The 17,177-nt window shown below is 62.0% G+C and carries 18 protein-coding genes; 5 read left to right on the top strand and 13 right to left on the bottom strand.

Going from position 1 to position 17,177, the window contains the following annotated elements; genetic code table 11:
• Window positions 1-51 precede the first annotated feature (51 nt).
• The 6 genes from NE851_RS04750 to NE851_RS04775 form a co-directional block, all read right to left on the bottom strand.
• Window positions 52-1,116 carry a four-carbon acid sugar kinase family protein gene (locus NE851_RS04750; protein ID WP_254955478.1) on the bottom strand — a complete coding sequence of 355 codons (1,065 nt, stop codon included), beginning with the start codon at window positions 1,114-1,116 and terminating at the stop codon, window positions 52-54.
• Window positions 1,113-2,105, bottom strand: a complete 993-nt coding sequence (locus tag NE851_RS04755) for an ABC transporter ATP-binding protein (protein WP_063476174.1) — start codon at window positions 2,103-2,105, stop codon at window positions 1,113-1,115. The genes NE851_RS04750 and NE851_RS04755 overlap by 4 nt, the downstream gene beginning before the upstream one ends.
• Complete coding sequence (locus tag NE851_RS04760; protein ID WP_047613216.1) at window positions 2,105-3,112, bottom strand: ABC transporter ATP-binding protein; 1,008 nt, start codon at window positions 3,110-3,112, stop codon at window positions 2,105-2,107. The genes NE851_RS04755 and NE851_RS04760 overlap by 1 nt, the downstream gene beginning before the upstream one ends.
• The gene (locus NE851_RS04765; RefSeq protein ID WP_047613218.1) at window positions 3,109-4,068 is read right to left on the bottom strand and encodes an ABC transporter permease; all 960 of its coding nucleotides are present in this window, start codon (window positions 4,066-4,068) and stop codon (window positions 3,109-3,111) included. The genes NE851_RS04760 and NE851_RS04765 overlap by 4 nt, the downstream gene beginning before the upstream one ends.
• Before the next feature lie 2 nt (window positions 4,069-4,070).
• A complete protein-coding gene (locus NE851_RS04770; protein WP_047613496.1) occupies window positions 4,071-5,027 on the bottom strand; it encodes an ABC transporter permease in 957 nt (318 codons plus the stop codon).
• A gap of 129 nt (window positions 5,028-5,156) precedes the next feature.
• Window positions 5,157-6,794, bottom strand: a complete 1,638-nt coding sequence (locus tag NE851_RS04775; RefSeq protein ID WP_254955479.1) for an ABC transporter substrate-binding protein — start codon at window positions 6,792-6,794, stop codon at window positions 5,157-5,159.
• Between the two features lie 321 nt (window positions 6,795-7,115).
• On the opposite strand from NE851_RS04775, the gene NE851_RS04780 reads away from it, so the two are divergent.
• From NE851_RS04780 to pdxA, 4 genes are all read left to right on the top strand, one after another.
• On the top strand, window positions 7,116-8,021 hold the full coding sequence (locus tag NE851_RS04780; RefSeq protein ID WP_047613498.1) for a dihydrodipicolinate synthase family protein: 906 nt from the start codon (window positions 7,116-7,118) through the stop codon (window positions 8,019-8,021).
• Window positions 8,022-8,032: 11 nt separating this feature from the next.
• The gene (locus tag NE851_RS04785) at window positions 8,033-9,217 is read left to right on the top strand and encodes a sialidase family protein (RefSeq protein WP_254955480.1); all 1,185 of its coding nucleotides are present in this window, start codon (window positions 8,033-8,035) and stop codon (window positions 9,215-9,217) included.
• A 344-nt stretch (window positions 9,218-9,561) separates the two neighbouring features.
• Complete coding sequence (locus NE851_RS04790) at window positions 9,562-10,695, top strand: iron-containing alcohol dehydrogenase (RefSeq protein ID WP_254955481.1); 1,134 nt, start codon at window positions 9,562-9,564, stop codon at window positions 10,693-10,695.
• 30 nt (window positions 10,696-10,725) lie between these two features.
• A complete protein-coding gene (gene pdxA, locus NE851_RS04795) occupies window positions 10,726-11,712 on the top strand; it encodes a 4-hydroxythreonine-4-phosphate dehydrogenase PdxA (RefSeq protein WP_254955482.1) in 987 nt (328 codons plus the stop codon).
• 65 nt (window positions 11,713-11,777) lie between these two features.
• Here the strand turns inward: pdxA and NE851_RS04800 are convergent, their stop codons facing one another.
• The 7 genes from NE851_RS04800 to NE851_RS04830 form a co-directional block, all read right to left on the bottom strand.
• A complete protein-coding gene (locus NE851_RS04800; protein WP_254955483.1) occupies window positions 11,778-12,260 on the bottom strand; it encodes an RES family NAD+ phosphorylase in 483 nt (160 codons plus the stop codon).
• Window positions 12,257-12,688: an antitoxin Xre-like helix-turn-helix domain-containing protein gene (locus tag NE851_RS04805; RefSeq protein ID WP_047613499.1), complete on the bottom strand. Its 432-nt coding sequence runs from the start codon at window positions 12,686-12,688 to the stop codon at window positions 12,257-12,259. The genes NE851_RS04800 and NE851_RS04805 overlap by 4 nt, the downstream gene beginning before the upstream one ends.
• A gap of 159 nt (window positions 12,689-12,847) precedes the next feature.
• Window positions 12,848-13,618, bottom strand: a complete 771-nt coding sequence (locus NE851_RS04810) for an ABC transporter permease (RefSeq protein ID WP_047613228.1) — start codon at window positions 13,616-13,618, stop codon at window positions 12,848-12,850.
• The gene (locus NE851_RS04815; RefSeq protein WP_063476181.1) at window positions 13,615-14,403 is read right to left on the bottom strand and encodes an ABC transporter ATP-binding protein; all 789 of its coding nucleotides are present in this window, start codon (window positions 14,401-14,403) and stop codon (window positions 13,615-13,617) included. Before NE851_RS04815 ends, NE851_RS04810 begins: the two co-directional genes overlap by 4 nt.
• Window positions 14,404-14,411: 8 nt before the next feature.
• On the bottom strand, window positions 14,412-15,458 hold the full coding sequence (locus NE851_RS04820; protein WP_254955484.1) for an ABC transporter substrate-binding protein: 1,047 nt from the start codon (window positions 15,456-15,458) through the stop codon (window positions 14,412-14,414).
• A 56-nt stretch (window positions 15,459-15,514) separates the two neighbouring features.
• Window positions 15,515-15,952, bottom strand: a complete 438-nt coding sequence (locus NE851_RS04825; RefSeq protein WP_254955485.1) for a VOC family protein — start codon at window positions 15,950-15,952, stop codon at window positions 15,515-15,517.
• A 107-nt stretch (window positions 15,953-16,059) separates the two neighbouring features.
• Window positions 16,060-16,923 (bottom strand): AraC family transcriptional regulator, encoded by an 864-nt coding sequence (locus NE851_RS04830; RefSeq protein ID WP_063476184.1) that lies wholly within the window; start codon window positions 16,921-16,923, stop codon window positions 16,060-16,062.
• A gap of 44 nt (window positions 16,924-16,967) precedes the next feature.
• Here NE851_RS04830 and NE851_RS04835 point away from each other — a divergent pair, with 44 nt between their 5' ends.
• Window positions 16,968-17,144: a hypothetical protein gene (locus tag NE851_RS04835; protein WP_155295713.1), complete on the top strand. Its 177-nt coding sequence runs from the start codon at window positions 16,968-16,970 to the stop codon at window positions 17,142-17,144.
• Window positions 17,145-17,177 lie beyond the last annotated feature (33 nt).

Below are 17,177 nucleotides of genomic sequence, written 5' to 3' on the forward strand. Positions count from 1 at the left end.
ATGCCGAAAAGCGTGAGCCGTTTTCGGACGACATCATGCTCTCATCCTGTTCTATGCCGCCCGATTCCAACGAACCAGTCTTAGCAAACTATCGGGCTTGCCGAAGCCCCCGGACTTCACGGCGCACCGAAAATGCCGACCATCGGTGGCCGTGACATCGAACCATGGCACGCCGGCTTCGATCTCGCCCTTCGGGGCGAGCACCCTGACCCCGAGCGCATGGAAAACGGCAAGCGCCGTGTCGCCACCACCGAGCATCAGCATGTCAGGCCCAGTATCGTCGATAACTGTTTTGACGCCTGCCGCAAAACGGTGGGCGACCAGTGTTGCATCGGCTGCCATATCGCCGGAGCAGCGCAGCAGCGCCGGCAGCGCCATGCCCTCCCCGCCTTCGATCCCCCCCATCGGCGCGTCCACCACCATGCGCAGAACGCCCGAAGCTTCGAGCCGGTCCATCTGGGCTATGGTAATCGGGTCGCGCGAGCCGAAGGCAAATAGCGTACGTGGGGTCGCCGCAAATTCCGGCATTGGCTGTCGCTCCTCTTCGCCAAGCCGGCGGGCAAGTGCGGCGCCGAGACCCCGGGCGCCCACCGCAAGTGTCAGCCGCCAGTCATGATCGGCAACGATCTGGTCGAGATCCATATCGTCCTCCGCATCGGCAACGGCAACATTGCCCGCGCGGCCCTTGAACAGATCGGCGATCGGCAGCGGCCTGTCGACGCCGCGGCCGACGACGCAGCCCCGATAGGTCATGCGCTCCTGATCGGGAATGGCGGGCGCCACGAGGATGGTCTCCAGGCCGAGCACCGCCGCCAGCGCCAGGCTTTCCGCCGCGACATTACCCTTCAACCGGGAGTCGATCTTCTTCATGACGATATCAGGCTTTGCGCCGCGAAGCGCCCCAGTCGCGTGGCGCACCCTCTCGGCAGCTTCGCGCTCGCCAATGGCGCGCGATGCGGTATTGACGACGACGACATCACAACCGGTGGCGACCGCATCCTGAACAGCCTCGACATCGACGGCGACCGAAACCGAGAGGCCGGCTTCGACGAAGGGCGTGCCGGTATCGAGCGCACCCGTCAGATCATCGGCGATGATAACGGCCTTCAGCGTCATGCGGTCTGTCCGGTGTTGACGGCGTGGCAGGCGACGAGATGGCCGGGTTTCGCCTCCTTCCACGCGGGAATGATTTTGCTGCAGACATCCATGGCGATCGGGCAGCGCGTGTGGAAACGGCAGCCCGACGGCGGGTTCAGCGGGCTCGGCACGTCGCCCTGCAGGATCTGGCGCTGACGCGTGCGCTCATGCTCCGGATCGGTCTCCGGAACGGCCGACAGCAGCGCTTTGGTATAGGGGTGCAGCGGATTGTCGAAGAGTTCCTCGCGGGTGGCAAGTTCGGCCAGCCGCCCAAGATACATGACGCCGACGCGGGTGCTGATGTGGCGCACCACGGCGAGGTCATGGGCGATGAAGAGATAGGTCAGCCCATATTTCTCCTGCAGATCCAGCAGCAGATTGATGATCTGTGCCTGGATCGACACGTCGAGCGCCGAGATCGCCTCGTCGCAGACGATGAATTTCGGCTGGCAGGCGAGCGCGCGGGCGATGACGACACGCTGGCGCTGGCCGCCGGAAAGCTCGTGCGGGTAACGTTGGGCAAATCGCTTGGGCAGGCCGACATCGGTGAGCAGCGTCGCCACCCTCTCCTTCAGCTCCGCCTTGGTGCAGAGCTTGTGGAAGAGGATCGGCTCGCCGATCGCTTCGCCCACCGTCATCCGCGGATTGAGCGTCGAATACGGATCCTGGAAGACGATCTGCAGGTCGCGGCGGAAGGGCCGCATCTGCTTTTCGTCGAGCGTCGCGAGATCCTGACCCTTGTAGACGACCTTGCCGCTGGTCGCCTTGTAGAGGTTGAGGATGGTGAAACCGGTCGTGGACTTGCCGCAGCCGGATTCACCGACAAGGCTCAGCGTCTCGCCTTCCATGATGTCGAGGTTGACATTGTCGAGCGCATAAACGGTCGCCGAACGCTCCCCGAAGGCGCCGAGCTTGACGTGGAAATGCTTGACCAGGTTTTCGACCTTGAGCAGCGGTTCGGCACCCATCATGCGGCCTCCTGCATTCTCTGGACGACGAAACAGGCGGCGCGATGATTGCTGCTGCCGCTCAGCGGTTCGAGTTGCGGCACCTTCTCGTGACAGATGTTCTCCACAAGCGGACAACGCGGCGCAAACGGGCAGCCCTTCGGCCGGCGGCCAGGCTCCGGCGGCGTGCCGCCGATCGAGCTCAACCGGCTTGCCGGCGGGTCTGACAGTTTCGGGATCGAGGACAGCAGACCGCGCGTATAGGGATGGCTCGGGCGGGCATAGAGTTCGTCGACCGGCGCGTCCTCGACCACGGTGCCGGCATAGAGCACGGCGACGCGATCGACGAGGCCGGCGATCAGCGCCAGGTCATGGGTGATCCAGACCACCGACATGCCGAGCTTGGCGCGCAGATCCTTCACCAGATCAACGATCTGGGCCTGGATGGTGACGTCAAGCGCCGTCGTCGGCTCATCGGCGATCAGAAGTTTCGGGTTGCAGGCAAGGCCGATCGCGATCATCACCCGCTGGCGCATGCCGCCGGAAAGTTCGTGCGGATAGGCCTGCAGGCGCTCCTCTGGGCCGGGAATGCCGACCAGGCGCAGAAGCTCGACAGCGCGCGTGCGGGCTTCGGCCTTTTTCATGCCGCGGTGGTAGATCAGCGGCTCGCAGATCTGGTCGCCGACGCGCATGACGGGATTGAGCGAGGTCATCGGATCCTGAAAAACGAAGCCGATATCGCCGCCGCGCACCTTGCGCAGCTCGCGATTGGACATCGTCTGCAGGTCGCGCCCGTCGAACGTCGCCGATCCCCTGGTGACCTTGATTTTGTTCGGCAGCAACCGCATTAGGCTCAACATGGTCAGGCTCTTGCCGCAGCCGGATTCGCCGACGACGCCGAGGGTCTCGCCCTTGTCGACATGGAGATCGATGCCGTCGACGACGACGGCCGGGCCGTTGCGGCCGTCGATTTCGACTGTAAGGCCTCTGACATCGAGCAGGCGGTCGGTGCTTTTGGTGTCCATTATTTGCTGCCCCGCGGATTGAGCGCGTCGTTGAGGCCGTCGCCGAGGAAGCTGAAGGCAACCGAGGCAAGGCCGAGCACGGCCGCCGGAGCGGCGAGAAGATGCGGATAATGCTGCCAGACGCGAAGCCCGTCCGAGATCATGTTGCCCCAGCTGGGCGTCGGCGGATTGACACCCACGCCGAGGAAGCTGAAGGCGCTTTCCAGCACCATCGCCGTGCCGAGACCGGCGCTGACCGAGACGATCAACGGCCCCAGCGCATTCGGAATGACATAACGCTTGATGATGATCCAGTTCGACAGGCCGAGCGCCTGGGCCGCGGTGATATAGGGCCGGCTGCGGATCGACAGCACCTGGGCGCGGACGAGACGGGCATAGGGCGGCCAGGAGATCAACGCCATCGACCCGAAGACGAGGATGAAATCCACCCATATCGTCTGGCGGTAGAAGGGATTGAGGGTCTCGAGGTAGCGCGCCTCCATCCATTTGCTGATCGGCGATTTCAGCGAGGCGTTGATGACGACGACGAGCAGCAGGTTGGGAACCGACATCGTCACATCGGTCAGCCACATGATGGCGCGATCGAACGGATTGCCGAAGAAACCGGCCACCGCGCCGAGCGTGAGGCCGATCACCACCGCGAAAAAGGTGACGATGACGGCGACGAGGAAAGCGGTGCGCGTGCCGAAGACCACACGGCTGAAGACGTCGCGGCCGAGATCGTCGGTGCCGAAGAGATGACTCATCGACGGCAGTGCGTTGCGGGCGTTGAGGTCCTGGCTCAGATAGTCATAGGGCGTGAGATAGGGCCCAAAGATCGCCGTGAAGGCGAGGATCAGGACGACGACGAGGCCGAAGATGGCAAGCTTGTTGCGCTTCAGCCGGTACCAAGCGTCGCGCCAGAGGCTGACCGGCGGCTCCTCGATGGTTTCAGCGGTGGAAAGAGGGACGGCGGACATGGTCAGCGGCTCCTTCTTGAATCATTGGCGCGTGGATCGAGCAGCGGGTAGAGCACATCCACCAGCAGGTTCGACACCATCACCAGGAACGATCCGATCAGCGTGATGGCCAGAATGACCGGATAATCGGAATTGATCAGCGCCTGCACGGTCAAGCGGCCAAGGCCCGGCAGGCCGAAAACGAGTTCGACGAAGATCGCGCCGTTGACGATGGTGATCATGATCAGGCCGAGCTGGGTGACGACGGGTGTGAGCACCGGCCGCAGGATATGGCGCAGCGCCACGACGATCTCGGGTACGCCCTTGGCGCGGGCGGTCCGGACGAAATCCTCAGACAGCACCTCGATGACGGCGGCGCGCGTCTGGCGCACGATCAACGCGATCGGCTGGAAGGACAGGACGAGCAGCGGCAGCAGTATCCGGACATCGAATATGCCGCCCCAGCCGTAGGGCACGCTTGCACCCGGCAGCAGCACGATGAGGCCGACCATCAGCAGCGGACCGGCGACATAGGCCGGGATCGCCCAGAGGAAGAGCGCCGAGCCCAGAATGGCATAGTCGATGCGCGAATTCTGGTTCAGCGCCGCGATCATGCCGAGCGGAATCGCAACGACGGCCGTCAGGATGATCGAACAGAGGGCCAGCTGGAAGGAGACGGGTGCAGCCGCCGAAACCATTGCCCAGACGGAGCGGCCCGAGGTCAGCGAATTGCCGAACTGGCCGTGCAGCAGGTTCCAGATGTAAAGGCCGAACTGTTCGATGAAGGGCTTGTTGAGGCCGGCACTTTCGCGAATGGCTTCGATGCGCTGCGGATTATAGGCGACATCACCGGGCGCGCGCAGGAAGATCAGCTTGATCGGATCGCCGGCGCCATAGAAGGCCAGCGCATAGACGGCCAGCATTACCACCAGAACCGACGGAATCCAGATGGCAAACCGGGTTAGCACGTAGCGCAGCAAGGCCACCTCCCACCTGTTGTTCGATGCGTTCCCGCTTTTGGCTGCGATCGCATCTCTTCTTCTTGAAACTTGCGCGAAGGCCTTGCAGCCTTCGCGCGGGTTAGTGCCGACAGGGACGGTTTCCGCCGATCAACCGATGGAAATGTTCCAGGGTTCGACCACCTGCCAGTCGAGGTTCTTTTCCAGGCCCTTGACGTCCTTGGTAGCCCAGCGCGACATCGCCTGAGAATACCACGGGATGAAGGCCCAATCGTCGCGGAACGCCTTCTGGGCTTGCTGGGCGAGAGCGATGCGCTGCGGATCATCCGCAGCCTTGGTCGTCGCTTCGGCAAGGGCGCTGTCGACCTTGTCGTTCTTGTATCCGCCGAGCTTGTTCTGTGCGTTCGACGAGGTCGAGGCGATGGAGCCCGCGAGATAAGAGACCGCATCGGGCACCCGGGTGCCGACGTCGTCGCGGAAGATCTGGACCGAGTTCTGGTCCGGACCAGCATAGGAGTCCTGCTGCGGCTTCATGTCGACGGCCGTGATGCCGAGATTCTGGCGCCACTGCTCGGCAATGAACTGGGCGGCCGCTTGAATGGCCGGCCCCGAGATGCCGACGAACAGGATCTTCGGCAGGCGCTCCGGCCCGCCATAGGTCGATTCCGCAAGCAGCTTTTTTGCGCCTTCCGGATCATAGGGATAGGGCTCGAAGCCGGAATTGTCAGCGCCCGGAACCGAATTGAGGATCTGGTCGGCCTTCTTGTGCGGCCCATCGGGATAGGACGCCTTGAACAGCCCGTCGCGATCGACCGCCATGATCAGCGCCTGGCGGACCTTCGGATCGTCCATCGGCGCACGGGAGATGTTGAACCAGAAGTGCTGGCTCGTCGGAATCAGTGGTCCTGCCGAGAATTCCGGGCCGAGATCCTGGATGATGGTCGAGGTGATGAGTTCGGTATGGGCGTTGAACTCTCCCGACTTGATCAGCGACGTCGCGCTGACATTGTCTTCGATCGAGGTGATGTCGATGCGTGCAAGCTTCGGCTTCGGCCCGAAGAAATTCTCGTTCGGCTCGAAAGAAAGCTTGCCGGCGTCGATATCGAGGCTCGTGAGCTTGAAGGGGCCGGAGAAGACCGGTTTACTATCCGGCTTGTACCAGTCGATGATCTCCTCGCCGTCGCTGCCGCGCGACTGCGATGCCTTGGTGATCGGCGCGATGTGGTTTGCGAGCCGCATGAAGAAGATCGGATCGGCGGCCGCCAGCGTCACGACGACCGTTCCCTCGTCGGGCGTTGCGACACCCGTCAACTCGTTGCCGGAACCGGCGGCGATTTCGGCATAACCCTTGACCTTGCTCAGCACCTGGTCGGCGCGCTGGTTCTTGGTGTTCGGCATCGAGGCGACTTCCCACGATCCCTTGACGTCGGCCGCGGTGATCCTGCTGCCGTCGGAGAAGACGGCCTTGGGGTCGATCTTGAAGGTCCAGACGGTGTTGTCGGCCGATTCCCAGCTGGTGAAGACGTAAGGCTTGATATTGCCTTGGCTGTCGAAATACATCGGCGAGGCCCACCAGATCGAATTCCAGCGGAATGTCCTGCCGCCGCCGCGCAATGGCGACCAGTCCTGGTCGAAGGCCGGATGCGCGACCTTCAACACCTGGCCTTCATCGGCCATCACGATGCGGGCATTCATCCCGAACACGGTCAGGCCGACGCCGGCCGCAAGGCCGAGCTTCAGCGCGTTGCGACGCGATAGATTGGTTTTATCCGTTTGGTCAAAAGACATGGCATTCCCTCCCACGGTGAATTCGGCAGCGCTCTCCCTGCACCTGCCAGGCGCAGCACAATCCGTCCCGTATCGTTCTCTCGTTATTGTAAATATGTCAACAAAAAATCGTTATTTTGATCCGAACAAAATTTCGTTGTAAAAATATATAAACAATAACAGATAGATAAGTTTTCTAATCTGCACCGCAGCACTTTGTCTTCTTGACAAAAGAGCCGCAATGGAAAAGTTCTTTGCACTCCATCACGACAGATGAATGACATTTCCATGCGCCATCGGGCGGTTCATCGCCCCCAGACAGGACGCGCCGAGGAGGGCGAAATGAGCCATCACAGGATTACAGGCGTTTTCAGCGCATCGGCAACGCCGCTGACGGCAGACAATACACCTGATCTCGCCCTTTTCACCGATCATTGCCGGCAGTTGCTGGCCGAGGGATGTCATGGCGTGGCGCTGCTCGGCACGACGGGCGAGGCCAATTCCTTCTCCGCAGCCGAGCGCCGCACGATTCTGGAAGCGGCATTGAAGGCCGGCATTCCGGCCGACAGGCTGTTGCCGGGCACCGGTGTCGTCGCCATCCCCGAGACCGTGGAGCTGACCCGGCACGCGCTGTCGCTTGGCGTGACCAAGGTGGTGATGCTGCCGCCCTTCTACTACAAGGGCGTCACCGACGATGGGCTCTTCGCCGCCTATTCGCAGGTGCTGGAAAAGGTCGCCGATACCCGCCTGCAGGTCATCCTCTATCATATCCCGCAGGTCTCCGGCGTGCCGCTCTCCCTTCCGCTGATCGGCCGGCTGATTGCCGCCTTCCCGGAAACGGTCGTCGGCATCAAAGAATCTGCCGGTGATTTCAATAACATGCAGGCAATCATCGCCGCCCATCCCAGTTTTTCGGTGTTGGCGGGCGCCGATCCGCTGCTGCTGCCACTCTTGAAGGCGGGCGGGGCCGGCTGCATCACCGCCACCTCCAATCTCGTGGCGAATTCGCTGCGCACCGTCTACGACCATGTCCATGACGAGACGCGTGCTGGCGATGTCGCGGCGGCGCAGGCCCGCATCAACGCCTATCGCACGCTGTCCAATTCCTACGTCCAGATCCCGACCATCAAGGCGATGGTGGGGCTGAAAACCGGCAATCCCGCGTGGAGGCGCACGCGCGCGCCGCTGATGCCGCTCGGCGATGCCGACTATGCCGCACTCGCCGATAGCTACGCCAAGCTGCCTTGAGGAGATCCGTCATGCGTTTTACCGGCCTGCCTCCGGAAGCCGTTCCTGCCCTGATGACCGGGACCATCGCCCCTCACCCCACGATCGAGGGCCGCGCCGAGGCCTACCTGCCCTCCCCTTGCATCCAGAACCATGCGGCCAATCTTGCCTTTCTGCCCGACGGCACGCTGACCTGCGTCTGGTTCGGCGGCACCATGGAGGGCATGGGTGACATCTCGATTTACATGTCGCGGCTGGCGCCCGACTCCGAGTGCTGGTCCGCACCGGAAAAGATGAGCGACGATCCGCAGAAATCCGAGCAAAATCCGTTGATTTTCAATGCTCCGGACGGAAAGATCTGGCTGCTCTATACCTCGCAGACCTCGGGCAATCAGGACGGTTCGATTGTCAAATGCCGGATTTCAAGTGATGGCGGCCGGAGCTTCGGCGCTGTCCGAATCCTCTGCGACAGCCCCGGCACCTTCGTTCGCCAGCAGATCGTCGTCAACGGCAGGGGCGACTGGCTGCTTCCGGTATTCCGCTGCGTCGGCCTGAACGGCCAGCGCTGGAGCGGCGATGCCGACACGGCTGCCGTGCTGATGTCGCGCGATGGCGGCGCGAGTTGGCAGATGCGGGACATTCCGGACAGTGTCGGCGCTGTACATATGAACATCCTGCCGCTCGGCGGCGACGAGATGATCGCCTTTTATCGCAACCGTTTCGCCATAAACATCCTGTCGAGCCGATCTTCCGATGGTGGCGAGACCTGGAGTGCGCCCGAAGCCACCGACCTGCCGAACAACAATTCCTCGATCCAGGCCACGATCCTGAATGATGGCGCAATCGCAATGGTTTACAACCATTCGAATGCCGGCATGTCGGATGCGCGGCGCCAGTCGCTCTATGATGAAATCGAGGATGGCGCTGCCGGCGAGACCGTCGTTGCAGCCGATGGCGGCCGCAAAGCCATTTGGGGTGTTCCGCGGGCGCCGCTGAGCCTGGCGATATCGCGGGATGGCGGCAAGAGCTTTCCACACCACATCGATCTCGATACCGGCGACGGCTTCTGCCTTAGCAACAATTCGAAGGATTCGCTGAACCGCGAATTCTCCTATCCCTCGGTCCTCCAGGGTCGCAACGGCACGCTCCATATCGCCTACACCTACTACCGGCGCGCCATCAAATATGTCAGCCTCGTCCCGCAATCCCTGCCGTGAGCAAAGCGGCAGCCGGAAAATTGTAAACCTGCATCCAATCGCATGCGAAAAAATGCAGGATACAACGGCCGTCGACCGGCAGCGGGATGGTAGTTGACAACAGGATCGGATTATTCGCCGCCGTCGGCGTGGCGGCCGGCCCTTTGCGCCGAACTGCAGTCGCCATCGATATAGACTCAATAACCCACTGATATATTTATTGATACTGACACGGAGCCCCCGTCTCAAGGCGCAGCAAGCCCATATCTGCCGATAAAAATCTCCACCCTTTGGAATGCCGGCTTGACATTGATCTTACAACTTTACATTAAAGAGAGCGACGATATTGCAGGGAGGACTGGTTCATGGCCAGCTTGGGTTCGCCAATCACGATCGTTCGGCCGCATCTGATCGAATTCGGCGTCGGCACGGCGGGAAAGCTCGGCAAATGGGCCGCCGATAAGGGTTATCGGCGCACACTTGTCATCTCCGATGCCTTCAACGCCTCGCGCATCGACGTGCTGGAGCTGAAGGGCGAGGTGGCAGTCTTCTCCGATGTGATGCCTGAACCGGACACGGCCAATCTCGAAAAAGTCCTGGCGGCAGCGAATGGCGCCGATGCCGAGCTGGTCGTCGGCTTCGGCGGCGGCAGCGCCATGGATCTGGCAAAACTAGCGGCCGTGCTTGCCGGTTCCACGCAGACGCTGCACGAGGTCGTCGGGCCGAACAAGGTGCATGGGCCGCGCAAGGTGGCCCTCGCCCAGGTGCCAACGACATCGGGCACCGGCAGCGAGGCCGGCATCCGCGCGCTGGTCACCGATCCCGCGACGATGGCAAAGCTTGCGGTGGAAAGCCTGCACATGCTGGCCGATATCGCCGTCATCGATCCGGCCTTGACCTTCAGCGTACCCGCCCGCACGACGGCCGCCACCGGCGTCGACGCGATGGCCCATTGCGTCGAGGCCTTCACCAACCGCAAAGCCCATCCGATGGTCGATATCTATGCGATCGAGGGAGCGCGCCTCGTCGGCAAATATCTCGCCCGCGCCGTCAAGGACGGCAACGACGCCGAGGCGCGCGCCGGCCTGTCGCTCGCCTCGCTTTACGGCGGCTTCTGCCTGGGCCCGGTCAACACCGCCGGCGGCCATGCGCTCGCCTATCCCCTCGGCACCCGCTGGCACGTGGCCCATGGCGCGGCCAATGCGCTGATCTTCCCGCATGTGCTCGCCTTCAACACGCCGGCTGCCCCGGAAAAAACGAAGGCGGTGATGGAAGCGCTCGGTTACGAGACCTCGGAGAATATAGCATCCGTCTTCGATGCGGCTTACGCTTTCTGCGCCGAGCTCGGCATCGAGATGAAGCTCTCCGGCCTTGGCGTGCCGGAGAGCGATCTCGACGCCATGGCCGACGACGCCTTTGCCATTCGCCGCCTGCTCGATAACAATCCGCGCGACCTCTCGCGCGCCGACATTCGCTCGATTTACGCCGCCGCTTTTTAGGCGGCAAAGTTTGCAGAAGGGACCCGCTCGATGGACAGGAATGCGAAAGTCGCCGTGACGCTGGGCGATCCGGCCGGCGTCGGCCCCGAGGTGATCGTCAAGGCCTTGGCAGCTCTTCCGATCGAAGAGCGCCGCGATTTCGTCATCGTCGGCAATGTCGAAGCGTTGGAGCGCGCCGACCGCGCCACCGGCGCCGGGCTGAAATTCGGCCCTGCAGATGCCGCCGGCAACGACAGGATCGCCGTCGACGAAGTCCCGCTCGGCGCGGCCCTCCCCGAAATCGGCAAGGTCAGCCCCGTCGCCGGCGATGCCTCGGTGCGTTATATCACCCGCGCCGTCGAGCTCGCCATGTCGGGCCAAGCCGATGTCATCGTCACCGCGCCGATCAACAAGGAAGCGATGAACCTTGCCGGCCATCACCATGACGGCCACACCGGGCTTCTCGCGCATCTCACCGGCTCGAAAAGTTCCTTCATGCTGCTTGCCTCCGAACGGCTGAACACCATCCACGTCTCCACCCATATCTCGCTGAAGGGGGCGATCGAGCGCGCCAAGACCGATCGGGTGCTCGCCACCATCGAAGCCGGACACAGGCACTTCCTGCGGCTCGGCCGCAAGGCGCGGATCGCCGTTGCCGGCCTCAACCCGCATTGCGGCGAAAATGGTCTGTTCGGCACCGAGGACATGGAATTCCTGGCGCCCGCCGTCGAGCAGGCGCAGGCAAAAGGCATCGACGTCGTCGGGCCGATCTCGGCCGATACGGTGTTTGCCCGCGCCTATAACGGGGCTTTCGATCTGGTCATCGCCCAGTATCACGACCAGGGCCATATCCCGATCAAGCTCGTCGCCTTCGAGACTGCGGTCAACGTCTCCCTCGGCCTGCCGATCGACCGCGTCTCCGTCGACCACGGCACCGCCTTCGACATTGCCGGCACCGGCAAGGCCAACCACGTCAACATGCTGTCGGCCATCGCCTATGCCAGACTGATGGCCCGCTCGCCGCGGCGGGAGGCGTGATTGCGGCAATCCGGGAGAAATGCGGCGCCGGTCGTCACCGAAACGTTGATTGCGCCCCCAACCCATCACATGCCGAACAAACGGCGATCCCAGAAGACGGGCTGGTGGAGGCTCGCGGTGATCGAGGGGAATTCCGGGTGGACCGGGTTGATCAATATGTTGCGGTCGACGCGGGCGACGACACTTGGCACCAGCAGGATGGCGCTGCGTTTTTCCTTGCACCATTTTTCGCCGAAAGCCTTGCTGACAACAGCCGGCATGCTGTCCCAGCCGGGCAGCGCGGGCTCGGAGAAGACCTCGTAGCTTAACCCACGCGGTATTGTGATCGTCACATAGTGCTGGTTGGGCGGCAGCCGCCCGCTGCCGTGGACGAGCTTTTCGAGCAGCGCCGTCGAATAATGCTCGCTGGTGTAGATGATCGGGCTGCCCGATGTGTTCCACCGTCCCGGCGCGATGGTCGAGCCGGTGGCGTCGAAGATCGGATAGGTTCCGGCGGGATCGCCGATGCGGACGGATGTCAACGTCCGGTCGAGATGCTGTGCGCTCACGCAGCGCTGCCGTATTTCAGGCTTCCGAGGATATCGAGTACCAGCTCGCCGCCGATCTCGCTCTGGATGACCACGTCGATCGGCCGCCTGTCCTCCAACATTGCATGCGGGCGAAACAGGAAGTCGCGCGCCTCAGCCTCGCTCTGCCAGACATCGAGTGCCAGGCCCCAGACACGGGCAAGACGGGCGAGCTTTATGCCCTCGTCGGAAGAGAGCCGATGCTTGGACTTGCGCCGCTCATAGGTGGCCTTCGGAACGAGGCGGTATTTGAACTGGACATCATCGGGCGCCAGAAGCAGCGCCATGCGATCGAGCGCCTTGACCGGCAAGCCTTCTTCGATGCTGGAGAGCAGGCCGAAGGCCGAACGCGATGCCGGTTCCCTGGCAGGCAATCCGAGAACATCGGCGATGAGCGCAAATCCCATCATGATCATGGATCCTTTTCACTTGAGGTTATATTTAGTCTCAAGTGATACAATGTTCAATAGCGCCGATCCGGCTTATCTTCGATAGCTGCCAAATATCTGCGTCTGCGTGATCGGCATCTGGACATGAGTTCGGACTGGTGGTTCGTTCGTACCGGGGCTTCAGCTTTGCCCCTGATGCAGCCGACGGAAAATCCGCTCGATCTGGGCAACGACGGCGAAAAAGACGATGCCGGAGAGAGAAGCGAGCACGACGGCGGCAAAGAGCCTTTCCGCCTGATAGTTGAATGTCGACTGGATGATGACAGCACCCAGCCCCTGGTTCGAGCCGATCCACTCCCCGACGATCGCGCCGATCACACAGGTGGTTGCCGAAATGCGCAATGACGCAAAGAGCAAGGGGGCGGACCGTGGTGCGCGCAGGCGCCAGAACGTTTCCCATCCGCTCGCCGAAAGCACATGCATCAGGTCAAGCTCGCTCGCAGTCGCCAGATTGAGGCCCCGGGCGGTATTCACCAGGGTTGGGAAGAAGCAGATGAGAGCGGCGATGATGATCTTCGGAAGCATGCCGAGGCCGAAGATGAGGATGATGATCGGCGCGAGCGCCAGCACCGGGATGGTGTTGAAGAGCAGGACGACGGGAAAATAGGCGGCCTGGAACCGCGGATTATAGACAAAGGCAATCGCCATGATCACGGCGAGACCGTTGCCCAGGAGGAAGCCGAGACCCGCCTCCCCCCATGTCGGAACGGCATTCGACAGCAGGAAGCGCCATTCGATGCCAAGCGTGCGCAGGATCGCCAGCGGCGTGGGAACGATATAACTGGGAATACCGAGAGCCGGCACCAGCCATTGCCAGGCGAGAAGCAATGAGAGGGCACCGATAACAGGAAGGCCGATCGCCTCGATGATGGATAACGGACGGTGCGTCATGCAGCCGAACTCCCCTCCTGCAGCAATTGGCGCAGACGGGCGGCGGTCTCCTGGACATCGAGGCTCTCACGCCGACAGAGGCCGCGCTCGTCTTTCAGCGGCGCAAGGTCGATCAGCGCCTGGACGCGGCCCGGATTGGCGGCCAGGACCAGCACGCGTCCGCCGAGATAGATCGCCTCGATGACGCTGTGAGTGACGAACAGGATGGTCGTGCCGGTCCGGCGCCAGACGTCCAGAAGCTCGTCGTTCAGTCGTTCGCGGGTGATCTCGTCGAGCGCACCGAAGGGCTCGTCCATGAGCAGGATATCCGGCTCGCATTGAAGCGCACGCGCTATGGCGACGCGCTGGCGCTGTCCGCCGGACAATTGATGCGGATAGCGGTCGGCCAGATGCGACAGGCCGACCAGCTCGATCCAATGGTTGGGCCGCGGATCGACCAAGCGCGAGACGCTCTTCTTCCCCACCTGGAGCGGCAGCGCGACATTCTCCCTCACGGTCCGCCAGGGTAACAGCGTTGCGTCCTGAAAGACGAAGGCGACCTCGCGCCGCCGGCGCGCCTCCGAAGCTGTCCTGCCGAGCACCGACAGCCGCCCGTCAAGCGGCGGAAGAAGATCCGCCACCGCACGCAGGAAGGTCGACTTGCCACAACCGGAAGGGCCGAGAATGGTCAGAAACTCACCCCTGCCGACGCTGAGGTCGACGCCGGACAGAATGCGGGTCGTCTCGACAGCGCCGGCATAGCCGATAGCCAGATCCTTGGTTTCGATGGCCGCTGCTTCAGGCAAATCCGCTCTCACGCAATCTTCGGGCGGTCGCCCGCCGTCATGTCCAGTATCTCCGTCGTATAGCAATCCTCCAGCTTCGGAGCGCCGCTCTTGAACTGACCGATCTTGTCATAGACGGAAATCTGCTCGGCAAGCGCGGCCGGATCGAAGCTGCCCCAGCCATCCTTGCCGGTCGCAGAGTCGAAGCTCAGCGACAATATACGCGGCACCGTCTTCAGCTCTACGGCAAGATCGAGCTGCGGATAGGCCTCGACTGTCAACTTCACCGCCTCTTCGGGATGTTCATGCGTCCAGGCCCAGCCCTTGGCGACGGCACGCAGCACCTTTGCCAGTGTCTCGGCATGGCCGCTCACGGCATCGTCGGTGGCGAAATAGACATTGGCATAGGATGGCAGGCCCGTGTCCTTCATCATCAGATCGATGCGGTCGGGGCCGATGACGGAAAGGGCCTGCGTGTTGGTGATCCATCCGGTGACCGCATCGACCTGACCGGTCATCAGCGGCGTCATGTCGAAGCCGATATTGGTGATGGTCAGGCTCGAGGGATCCATATTGTTCTTCAGCAGGATGGCATCGAGCACATAACGGGCCGTCGGCTGGATGCCGATGCGCTTGCCAACCATATCCTCGACGGTGCGGATCGGCGCCTTGGGCAGCGAATAGAAGGCGAAAGGCGCCATGCGGAAACCGCAGGCGAAGATCTTGATCGGCACGCCGGATGACCGGGCAAGAAGAAGCTGCGCCGAATCCGAGAATTGACCGAGCTGCGCATCACCGGTGATCACAGGCGGCACCGTTGCCGAATTGGGACCGCCAGGGGAAAACTCGACGTCGAGACCCTCGGCCTCAAACAGGCCTTGCTTGACGGCAACGATATCGCCGATCTGTCCGTTGCTCATCAGCCAATCATATTTGATGACGACTTTGGATGCGGCGGCGTTCGAATGACGCGGTACGAATACGCTGATCCCCGCCGTCGCCGCGGCGAGAGCAAAGGCTCCGCCCTTCAGGACGGTACGCCTGCCGACCACGATTTGTTTGTCATCCCCGTTCATTTGCTTGCCTTCCCCTTGTTGGTTTGTCGGACGGCTGGCTGGGCCGCTTATGCTCGTTACTGCGGGTCGATGTCGCCGATCGGGCCGCCTTCAGACCACGCATAGATCTCCCAGAGATTGTCGTCGGGATCGGCGAAATAGCAGCATCGCGCATTCCAGACGTAATTCTGCGGCGGCGCGTGGAAGAGCACGCCCGCGGCCTTCAGCTCCACATAGGCAGCATCGACCTGCTGTGGCGATGCGAGCTCGATGGCCGCGCAGGCCTTGTGCACGCCCGGGGGAGCCCGGCGGCTTGAGACACCGGTATTCTCGGCGATATGCGCGATCTCCCAGAGCGCCAGCGTCACGCCCGCGCCTTTGAAATCGGCAAAGCCGGGAGCGCGGCGGCGCGGCTTGAAGCCAAGCCGCTCGATATAGAAGGCAGACGCTCTTTCGATATCCTCGACCAAAAAACAGATGTCGGTAATCGGATTGGTTTGGGCAAAAGCGGTCATACGGGCCTCCTGATGGGAAAAGCCTCGCAGACAGCAGCCTCAAGAGATTTCAAATTCGTGCGGTTATCTTTCGCAAAATTGCTGATTTGCCATCGGCGGGCGCCGGCTCAAAGACGGACCGAACGCTGGTATTCCTTCGGTGTCGCCCCCATCAGACGGCGAAAGACGTTGGAGAAATGCGCCTGGCTGGAAAAGCCTGTGGTATAAGCGATGTTTGCAAGCGTCTCCTTGCCATCGGCAAGGTAAAGTCGCGCCCGCTCGATCCTGCGTTCGAGGACGAAGCGATGCGGCGCCATGCCCGCCGCCCGTTTGAATTCCCGACTGAAGTGAAAGGGGCTCATATGGGCCACACCGGCCAGCTCCTCAACACTCAAATCGGATTTGCCAAGCAGGTCCTCGATGTAATCGATCACGCGCCGGAGATTCTCCGATGTCAGCGGACGATCGCCGGCTTCAGGTTTGGCGCCCAGCAGTTTTACAACACAACAGGCGAGCGCCATTCCCAGATGCTGCATCAAAAGCGGGTCGTCGCGCCCGGTCTTCTCGGCGGCAAATGCAAGAGAAAGCGCAACCTGCAGCGTTGTCGGATCCGTCGTCGCGCTCAGCGCATCACTATCCCAATGCTCGGGATCGAAGCGAGAACCCCCGATGCCGCTGTAGAGCGCCGGTGACTGGAAGATCGAGATATAGTCCGCCGCATCGCCCTCGACCTCAAGGACCGTGGCAGCCGGTTGAAATCCCAGAGTGAAGGGCGGCCTCTCAACTTTGCAGAATGCCCCGCTTCCAAACCGATAGGCATATTTGCCGTGCGCCGTACGGTTGATCGAAATTCTATGAAGCGAGCCCCTTGAAACCATTTGCCCCGCGGCACTGCGATAGGTCTCGACGATCATGTCGCGTTGAACGAAGGCCTTGTAGCCTCCGAGGGATGGCCGGCTTATTGAGAAAATCTGCGGATCGATATCGGGCATTGTTTCATTCTCCCTGACAGGGAGAGAGGCAAGTTGCGCGCCAAATGGAAGCCAAGCTTCGCGCTGGATATCAACGTCGTGGGATAAAACCCGACCGCGCCCATGTAAATCGTGATTTTATGACTGCTGTCGCGCCACACGGCACCACGGCCTGGCAGGCGTTCACCCTCGGCAAATCTGGTCGCATGCGCAAGAATTATGCAGTGCGTGTTTCTTCCTGATCGGTGGCTGTGGACTGTCGACTCATCTGATCG

Origin of the sequence: Rhizobium anhuiense bv. trifolii (assembly GCF_024346605.1) — a bacterium.
GTDB classification, from domain to species: domain Bacteria; phylum Pseudomonadota; class Alphaproteobacteria; order Rhizobiales; family Rhizobiaceae; genus Rhizobium; species Rhizobium anhuiense.

Excerpts from the sequence above, each read along its gene's own strand:
- NE851_RS04750 (WP_254955478.1), bottom strand. The coding sequence starts at position 1,116 with ATGACGCTGAAGGCCGTTATCATCGCCGATGATCTGACGGGTGCGCTC.
- NE851_RS04755 (WP_063476174.1), bottom strand. The coding sequence starts at position 2,105 with ATGGGTGCCGAACCGCTGCTCAAGGTCGAAAACCTGGTCAAGCATTTC.
- NE851_RS04765 (WP_047613218.1), bottom strand. The coding sequence starts at position 4,068 with ATGTCCGCCGTCCCTCTTTCCACCGCTGAAACCATCGAGGAGCCGCCG.
- NE851_RS04775 (WP_254955479.1), bottom strand. The coding sequence starts at position 6,794 with ATGTCTTTTGACCAAACGGATAAAACCAATCTATCGCGTCGCAACGCG.
- NE851_RS04780 (WP_047613498.1), top strand. The coding sequence starts at position 7,116 with ATGAGCCATCACAGGATTACAGGCGTTTTCAGCGCATCGGCAACGCCG.
- NE851_RS04785 (WP_254955480.1), top strand. The coding sequence starts at position 8,033 with ATGCGTTTTACCGGCCTGCCTCCGGAAGCCGTTCCTGCCCTGATGACC.
- NE851_RS04790 (WP_254955481.1), top strand. The coding sequence starts at position 9,562 with ATGGCCAGCTTGGGTTCGCCAATCACGATCGTTCGGCCGCATCTGATC.
- pdxA (WP_254955482.1), top strand. The coding sequence starts at position 10,726 with ATGGACAGGAATGCGAAAGTCGCCGTGACGCTGGGCGATCCGGCCGGC.
- NE851_RS04805 (WP_047613499.1), bottom strand. The coding sequence starts at position 12,688 with ATGATGGGATTTGCGCTCATCGCCGATGTTCTCGGATTGCCTGCCAGG.
- NE851_RS04810 (WP_047613228.1), bottom strand. The coding sequence starts at position 13,618 with ATGACGCACCGTCCGTTATCCATCATCGAGGCGATCGGCCTTCCTGTT.
- NE851_RS04820 (WP_254955484.1), bottom strand. The coding sequence starts at position 15,458 with ATGAACGGGGATGACAAACAAATCGTGGTCGGCAGGCGTACCGTCCTG.
- NE851_RS04825 (WP_254955485.1), bottom strand. The coding sequence starts at position 15,952 with ATGACCGCTTTTGCCCAAACCAATCCGATTACCGACATCTGTTTTTTG.
- NE851_RS04830 (WP_063476184.1), bottom strand. The coding sequence starts at position 16,923 with ATGCCCGATATCGATCCGCAGATTTTCTCAATAAGCCGGCCATCCCTC.
- NE851_RS04835 (WP_155295713.1), top strand. The coding sequence starts at position 16,968 with ATGGAAGCCAAGCTTCGCGCTGGATATCAACGTCGTGGGATAAAACCC.